Origin of the sequence: Litorisediminicola beolgyonensis, from assembly GCF_042679605.1 — a bacterium.
Taxonomy (GTDB): domain Bacteria; phylum Pseudomonadota; class Alphaproteobacteria; order Rhodobacterales; family Rhodobacteraceae; genus Litorisediminicola; species Litorisediminicola beolgyonensis.
In genome coordinates this window covers 1-610 of record NZ_JBHTMU010000100.1, presented here as the reverse complement: position 1 = coordinate 610, position 610 = coordinate 1, and the positions used below count along the sequence as shown (strand labels likewise).

The following is a 610-nucleotide window of genomic DNA, read 5'->3' as shown; positions in this document are numbered from 1 at the left end:
GGCTTGCGATGGCGCGATGCTCCTGCCGCATACGGCCCCCACAAGACGCTCTACAATCGTTGGAAGCGGTGGAGCGACAAGGGCATCTTCGCTAAGATGATGGCTGGACTGGTTGCCGAGCACGGCGAGAAGAAGACGGTGATGATCGACGCCACCTATCTGAAGGCTCACCGCACGGCGTCCAGTCTGGGCGTCAAAAAGGGGGGCGCGGTCGCCTGATCGGACGGACCAAGGGCGGCATGAACACGAAATTGCACGCCATCTGCGACAGCCAGGGACGTCCACTCAACCTGTTCGTCACTGCCGGGCAGGTGAGCGACTACATCGGTGCGCGGGCTCTTTGCGACAGTCTGCCGAATGTCGACTGGCTGCTCGGCGATCGCGGATACGACGCCGACTGGTTCCGGGAAGCGTTGCAAGACAAGGGGATACGCGCCTGCATCCCCGGCCGGAAACAACGGAAGACGCCGGTGAAATACGACAAGCGCCGATACAAGCGGCGCAACCGCCCCTCTCGTGACATTGCTGCGCAATGCACTGCCGGGCAGCGATGCGAGATCATGTTCGGCAGGCTCAAGGACTGGCGGCGGGTGGCCACGCGATACGACAG

General features: G+C 62.8%; 1 pseudogene. It reads left to right on the top strand.

Going from position 1 to position 610, the window contains the following annotated elements:
- Positions 1-610 (top strand): annotated as a pseudogene (locus tag ACFQ4E_RS20610) (IS5 family transposase); the annotation flags it as partial.